Source organism: Kitasatospora sp. NPDC059803 (assembly GCF_042732255.1).
Taxonomy (GTDB): Bacteria; Actinomycetota; Actinomycetes; order Streptomycetales; family Streptomycetaceae; genus Kitasatospora.
In genome coordinates, this window is sequence record NZ_JBHWIJ010000392.1 from 1 (window position 1) to 6,655 (window position 6,655).

Annotated in this window: 6 protein-coding genes and 1 pseudogene; all 7 read left to right on the top strand. The window is 75.8% G+C overall.

The window, feature by feature from the left end; translation table 11 throughout:
* Nucleotides 1-1,441 precede the first annotated feature (1,441 nt).
* A complete protein-coding gene (locus tag ACFV6I_RS36300; RefSeq protein ID WP_380430234.1) occupies nt 1,442-2,026 on the top strand; it encodes a hypothetical protein in 585 nt (194 codons plus the stop codon).
* Nucleotides 2,027-2,100: 74 nt separating this feature from the next.
* Nucleotides 2,101-2,529 (top strand): phage tail protein, encoded by a 429-nt coding sequence (locus tag ACFV6I_RS36305; RefSeq protein ID WP_063346010.1) that lies wholly within the window; start codon nt 2,101-2,103, stop codon nt 2,527-2,529.
* A 58-nt stretch (nt 2,530-2,587) separates the two neighbouring features.
* Nucleotides 2,588-3,307: a LysM peptidoglycan-binding domain-containing protein gene (locus tag ACFV6I_RS36310; RefSeq protein WP_063346009.1), complete on the top strand. Its 720-nt coding sequence runs from the start codon at nt 2,588-2,590 to the stop codon at nt 3,305-3,307.
* A complete protein-coding gene (locus ACFV6I_RS36315; RefSeq protein ID WP_380430238.1) occupies nt 3,304-5,085 on the top strand; it encodes a VgrG-related protein in 1,782 nt (593 codons plus the stop codon). Before ACFV6I_RS36310 ends, ACFV6I_RS36315 begins: the two co-directional genes overlap by 4 nt.
* Nucleotides 5,086-5,160: 75 nt before the next feature.
* Entirely contained in the window at nt 5,161-5,472 is a 312-nt protein-coding gene (locus ACFV6I_RS36320) for a PAAR domain-containing protein (RefSeq protein WP_363373135.1), read from the top strand.
* Entirely contained in the window at nt 5,469-5,924 is a 456-nt protein-coding gene (locus ACFV6I_RS36325; RefSeq protein ID WP_350881814.1) for a GPW/gp25 family protein, read from the top strand. Before ACFV6I_RS36320 ends, ACFV6I_RS36325 begins: the two co-directional genes overlap by 4 nt.
* Nucleotides 5,924-6,553: pseudogene (locus ACFV6I_RS36330) on the top strand (putative baseplate assembly protein); the annotation flags it as partial. The gene ACFV6I_RS36325 and the pseudogene ACFV6I_RS36330, both read left to right, overlap by 1 nt.
* Nucleotides 6,554-6,655 lie beyond the last annotated feature (102 nt).

Below are 6,655 nucleotides of genomic sequence, written 5' to 3' on the forward strand. Positions count from 1 at the left end.
GGGCCACCGCCCCCGCGCCCGCCCGGCCGCGCCCCCCAGGGCGCCCACGCCCGCCGCGCCGGCGACGCCCCCCCCACCGGTGTCCGGCCGCGTGCCCGCGCCGGTGCCCGCCCCACCCGTCGTCAGGGCCGCCTGGCCGCAGGAGCCGCCCGTGCGCAGCGAAGTGCCGCCGGCCCCGGAGCCGGCGGCCCCCCCCGGGTGGCGGCGCCCCGGCGCCGCCCGCCGGCGGCCGCCCCCCCCGGCCCCCGCCCGCCCCCCCCCCCCCGCGCCCCCCGCCGGGGGCCGCCGCGGGTCCCCCCCCCCCGCGCCGGGCCGCCGGCGCCCGCCCCGCCGCCCCGCCCCCCCCCGCGCGCCCCCGCCGCGGGCGCCACCCGCGAGTTGGCGGCACCGGGCCGCCGCCGTCCTGCGCCTGCCCCGACGGGCACAGGCGAGCCGACCCGACGCTGCGCGCCCGGCGTCCCCGGAATCCCCGTCGGACCCGGAAGGCACCGGCCCGGCGGTGCCGGGTGCGCGGGGTGCCGTGGTGGCGCGTGCGGGTGCGCGGGGATCGGCGTCCGGCAGCTCTGCGGACTCTGCCGGCTCGGGCGCGGTGGGGCGTTCTGCTGCCGTGAGGCGTCCGAGCGTGCAGCGTTCGGTGGCCGGCGGCGCCGGCCCGGTGAAGGCGGATGCGCGTTCGTCGGCGTCGGCTGGCTCGGCGGCGCAGGGGCCGCGGCCGTCGGGGCGCGGTGGTGCCCCCTCGGGGCGTGCAGGTGTGCGGGGTCCGGCGATTGGTGGTTCCGGTCCGGTGGCTGCCGGGCCCGGTACTGGCCCGATGGAGGCGGATGCGCGCCTGTCGGAGCGCGGCGCTCCTCCTGCGGGGCGGGCTGGTGTGCAGCGTTCGACGACGGCCGGGGGATCTCGCCCGGAGGCGCCGGACGGGCAGCCCGTAGCGCCCGCCATCGCCCCGGCCGGGCGGGTGCGGCGCGGGGAGACTCCCGTGCCGCCGCCGACTGTGGAGCGTGGCGGCCGTGGTCCGGCGGTGCAGCGTTCGGTCTCCGGCGGTCCGAGCTCTGTCGAGCCGGGTGTCCGGTCGGCGGAGCCGCGAGGTGCTGCGGTGCCTGTCGTGGTTCCCGCCGGTCGGGTGCGGCGCGGGGAGCGTCCAGCACCCCCGGTCGTCGTGGCCGATGCCGGCCCGGCGGCCGTGGGCGCCTCCCGTGCCGGGCGCGCTGCGAGCGTGCAGCGCTCGGTGTCCGCGGGCCCTGCCGCTGTCGCTGCTGCCGCTGCTGCCGCTGCTGCCGGCTCTGCCCTCGCCCCCGGCCCGGTCGAGCCGACCGTGCGACCGGTGTTCTCCGCCGATGCGTCGACGCCTGCCGCAGCCCCCGCCGTCCCCGCCGGTCGCGGGGGGCGTCCTGCGTCCGCGTCCGTTGCCCCCTCCGGTGGCCGTGTTCCGAGCGTGCCGTTGGTGCGACTCACCCCGCCGAGCGCCCCGCCGAGCGCCTCGGCGTCCCCGGCGGTCCCCGCGATGGTCCAGCGGCTGCCGGTCGCCGGGCCCGCCGGCCCGGCCGTGCCCGCGTCCGCGGCGCCTCCGCTGCCGGGCGGTGGCGCCTGGGCTCCGGGCGTCGCGGGGGGCGGCTTCGGCGGACCGGGGGCGGGCGGGGAGTCGCTGTTGCGCACCGGGTCGTGGTCGTGGACCGCGCCGTCGCGGGACGGCGCGGGTTCGTCCTCAGGGTCGTCCGGGCCGGCGCGGCCGTCGACGGATACCGCCCGGGTGCTGCAACGGGTGGCGGAGCAGGCGGGGTTGCACGGGGTGCCGTTGACCGCCGTACCGGCCCGCACTCCGGTGACCGTCCAGACCGCCGCCTCGTCCCCGCCGCCGACCGCGGCCCCGCCCGCTCAGCCGGGCGGCGGATCGTCGACCGGGCCCACGTCGGGGGCCGACCTCGACGAACTGGCCCGGCGCCTGATCGAGCCCGTCGGACGGCTGCTGCGCGCGGAGTTGCGCAGGGGGAGGGAGCGCGCCGGGCGGCCGTACGACGGCCGTCGCTGAGCGCTCGGGGCGCGGTGGGCAGACGGGCAGTGGCAGGTGGCAGGTGGTAGGCGGGCAGGGCGACGGAGGCAGGAATGACCGACAACATCTTCGCGACGAGCGTGTTCTTCAAGCTCACGATCGGTGGCAACGATCTGGGCGAGTTCACGACGTGCTCGGGGCTGGGCGCCGAGGTCGAGATCCACCAGTACGCCGAGGGCGGCAACAACGGGTTCTCCTGGCAGTTGCCGGGCCGGATCACCTGGTCGAACATCACGCTCACCCGCGCGGTCACCGCGGACACCGTCAAGATCGCCCGCTGGCTGGACGAGACCGTGCGGCGGGTCCAGCCCAAGAACGGTGAAATCGTGGCCCTGCGGCCCGACCTGAGCCCCATCGTCAGCTGGCAGGTGCTCGGCATCGTGCCCGTCCGCTGGCAGGGCCCGTCGTTCGACCCGGCGAACTCGCAGGCGGCGATGGAGTCCCTGGAGATCGCCCACGCCGGGCTGCGCCCGTCATCGTGACGGCGCGCCGCACCCGGCGCAGGCCACCCATCGGACGACGAACGGAAGGAGGTGCGGGATGTCAGACGTCCCCGCGAGTGTCACCCGGGCCCAACTGGCCATCATGGAGCCGCCGGCGACGGTCGGCGCCCAGCCCGGCGGGGTGATCGCGAGGCTCCCGCTTCAGTTCAACCCGTCGAGCCTGGTGCTGCGGAAGTCCTCGGAGTGGCGCCGCACCCCGTCCCGGATGGCCGCCGAGTCCGCGCTGCCCGAGTTCGTCGGCAGCGGGCCCCGCTCGCTGTCCATGGAGGTGTTTCTCGATGCGACGGCGACCCATGACGACTCCGTGGAAAAGGCGGTGGAGCAGCTGATGACGGCCTGTGTGCCGACTCCGGCCAGCCTGGCGCGCAAGAAGCCGGCGAGCCCGTGGATCCGGCTGGACTGGGGCACGTCGTCGACGACGTCGTTCAACGGCGTGCTGACCGGCCTTCAGGTCACCTACTCGCTGTTCGACGTCGACGGCAAGCCGCTGCGGGCCACCTGCTCGTTCACCATCGACGAGGCCAGTGTCGACACGCCGGGCCAGAACCCGACCTCCGGCTCGATGGAGGCGCGCAGCACCCACCGGGTGATCGCGGGCGACAGCCTGCCGCTGCTGGCCTGGCGCGAGTACGGCGACGCGACGGCCTGGCGCACCATCGCCGAGGCCAACGACATCGACGACCCGATGGTGCTCGTCCCCGGGGTGGAACTGATCGTGCCGGGGATCGACGAGCCCACCCGAGGAGGGCGGTCATGACCACTCCCGAGGCACGCGGCGGCCGCTCCTTCGCCGCGGATCCGATCGTCGAGGCGCCCGGCCCGCTGCCGCCGGTCTGGGCGGCCCAGCTGGTCTCCTGCGACATCGAGGAGAGCACGGGCCTGCCCGACACGGCCGTGCTGATGTTCCGCGACGCGGACCACACCTTCCTCTCCGCGACCGGGGTCACCATCGGCACCCGGCTGCGGGTCTCCGTGATGACGGTGCAGGGCAACGCGCAGGTGCGGCTGTTCACCGGCGAGGTGACGGCGCTGGAGCTGGACGTGGACACCACCGGCTCGTTCACCGTGGTGCGGGCGTCCGCCATCACCCACCGGCTGATGCGCGGGCGCCGGGTGAAGGCGTTCCGCAACATGTCGACGGCGGACATCGTCCGTCAGGTCGCCGCGGGCGCCGGGCTCGGTTGCGGCCGGGTCGACGCGTTCCCCGTCGTCCACGAGCAGCTGTCGCAGGCCAACGTCTCGGACTGGGAGTTCCTCCAGTACCTGGCGCAGGAGAGCGGTGCGCAGGTGCGGGCGGACGACGAGGGGCTGCTGGAGTTCGTCAAGCCCGAGCAGGCCTCCTCGGCCCCGGCCCCCTCGACGCCCGCTCCGCAGAACCCGCTGGTCCTGGAGTACGGCCGCAACCTGTTGGAGCTGCGCGGTGTGCTGACGGGCGGCGGCGGGGCGGACACCGTCGAGGTGCGCGGCTGGAACGTCCTCACCAAGAAGGCCCTGGTCGCCACGGAGCCGTCGGTGGCCAGCGAGACGGTGCGGCCCGGGATGAGCCCGTCGACGGCGGCCGCCGCCTTCTCGGGGCAGGCGCGGATGACCGTCACCGACACCCCGTACCGCACGCAGGCGGAGACGGCGGCCGCGGCCGGCTCGGTCGCCGCCTCGGTGGCCGCCGGGTTCGGTGAGCTGGAGGTGGTCGTCGAGGGCAACCCGAAGCTGCGGGCGGGCGTTCCGGTCGCCCTGGGCAACGTCGGCGCCGCCTTCTCGGGCCGCTACACGGCCACCGCGGTGCGCCACCTGCTGGAGCCCTTCCGCGGCTACCGGACGACTGTGGTGGTCAGCGCGGCGCCGGACCGCTCCCTCGCGGGGCTCGTCGCCGGGGGCGGCGCGGTGCCGCGCGGGCCGCGGATGCCCGGCCTGGCCGTCGCCGTGGTCACCGACGTCCGGGAGCCGGGGGGCGCGCAACGCGGCTGGGTGCGGCTGAAGTTCCCGTGGCTGGACGACACCTACGTCTCCGACTGGGTGCGCACCGTCCAGTGGGGCGGGCAGGGCGGCGGCGGTGTGTTCAGCCCCGAGGTGAACGACGAGGTGCTGGTCGGCTTCGAGCAAGGCAGCCTGGACAGCCCGTACGTGCTGGGCGGCCTCTACAACGGCGTCGACAAGCCCTCGCCGCACGAGGTGCCGCTGGTCGACCCGGCCGGCGGGAAGGTCAACCGCCGCTCGCTGGTCTCCCGTTCGGGCCACCGCCTGGAACTGCTGGACGTGCCGGGCGGCCAGTCCGGCGTCCGGCTGGCCAGCGGGGACCGGAAACTGGAGGTGCGGCTGGACGAGCAGCGCGGCGAGATCGTCCTGACCGTCTTCGGCGCGGCCGGTGCGGCGGCGGCGAGTTCGGTGCGGCTTTCCTCCACCGGCATCACCATCGACGCCGGCGCCGGGACGGTGAACCTGCGCGGGGGATCGGTGAACGTCACCGGCCGTACGGGGGTCACCGTGGACGGCGGCGCACTGGCGGTGCTCAAGGCGGCTCTCGTGCGCATCAACTGAGTCACCGTCAGCTGAATCACCGTCAGTGTGGACCGACCCTCCGGCCCCCTCGAACCACCCGATTGGAGAACGCAGATGCCCCCCGCAGCCCGGATGGGTGACACCACCAGCGACGGCGGTGCCATCACCACCCCGCCACCAGGCGCCCTCGCGGCGGCGACCGTGCTGATCGGCGGCCGCCCGGCCGCCGTCACCGGCAGCCTGCACGTGTGCGTGCCGCACGTGGAACTCGGGCCCGGCAACGTCGTCATGCCCAGCCCCACGGCGGCGGCCGGGGGCCTGGTCCTGATCGGGGGGCTGCCCGCGGCGCGGATGGGCGACCAGACGGCCTGCGGCGCGAAGATCGTCACCGGCGCCCTCAACGTGCTGATCGGGGGCGTCGCGTGAGCGGCTTCATCGGGCGAGGCTGGGCCTTCCCGCTGCGGGTGAACGCCACCGGCGGCATCGGCATGGTGGACCGGGACCGGGAGATCGAGGAGGCCATCCGGCTGATCCTCGGCACCGCCCCCGGGGAGCGGCCGATGCGCCCGGAGTTCGGCTGCGGCATCCACGAGTACGTGTTCGCGCCGAGCGACGGCGGCACGGCGGGCCGGATCGCGCGCGAGGTGCGCACCGCGCTGGAACGCTGGGAGCCGCGGATCGAGGTGGACGACGTCGTGATCGCCTTCGACACCGTCGACGACGGCACGCTCTACATCGACGTCCACTACACCGTGCGGTCCACCAACGACCGCCGCAACCTGGTCTTTCCCTTCTACACCATCCCGAGCTCGCCGGACGCCCCGGACGTCCAGGACGTCCCGGGTGCCCTGGGCGCCGTGACCGGGGGAGTGAGCTGATGGCGCTGCCCTCCCCGAACCTGGACGACCGCCGGTTCCAGCAACTCGTCGACGAGGCCAAGCGGTTCGTCCAGCAGCGGGCCCCGGAGTGGACCGACCACAACGTGTCCGACCCCGGGGTCACCCTGATCGAGACCTTCGCGTACATGGTGGACCAGCTGCTCTACCGGCTGAACCGGGTGCCGGAGAAGAACTACTCCGCCTTCCTCGACCTGCTGGGCGTCCGGCTCTTCCCGCCGGCCGCGGCGACCGCCGAGGTCGACTTCTGGCTGTCGGCCCCGCAGCCCGAGACGGTGCTGCTGCGGGCGGGCACCGAGGTGTCCACGCTGCGGACCGAGACCGAGGAGGCGGTGGTGTTCTCCACCGCCGAGGACCTACCCGTCGTCCCCAGCTCCCTCGACCGGCTGGTCACCGTCTCCGCCGCGGGGGAGCAGACCGACGCCACGGCGCGGCTGGCCGACGGCGTGGACGTGCCGTGCTTCCAGCCGCGCCCCCAGGTCGGGGACGCCATGCTGTTCGCGCTGCCCGCCGTCGTGCCGCGCTGCATCCTCGTCGTCCGGCTGGACAGCCGGGTCGAGGGCGTCGGCGTCGACCCCCCCCCGCCCCCCCGGGCCGGGCGTGGGGCGCGCCGGGGCGGGCCGGGGCCGGCCACGTCCTTGGAGAGCAGCGGGTAACCGGAGCGGTAGCCGTAGACCATCCGGACGTACCCGGAGCAGTCGAAGGCGCCGTAG

What these genes read in the sequence shown, in the direction of transcription:
- ACFV6I_RS36305 (WP_063346010.1), top strand. Translation starts at nt 2,101, where the DNA reads ATGACCGACAACATCTTCGCGACGAGCGTGTTCTTCAAGCTCACGATC.
- ACFV6I_RS36310 (WP_063346009.1), top strand. Translation starts at nt 2,588, where the DNA reads ATGTCAGACGTCCCCGCGAGTGTCACCCGGGCCCAACTGGCCATCATG.
- ACFV6I_RS36315 (WP_380430238.1), top strand. Translation starts at nt 3,304, where the DNA reads ATGACCACTCCCGAGGCACGCGGCGGCCGCTCCTTCGCCGCGGATCCG.
- ACFV6I_RS36320 (WP_363373135.1), top strand. Translation starts at nt 5,161, where the DNA reads ATGCCCCCCGCAGCCCGGATGGGTGACACCACCAGCGACGGCGGTGCC.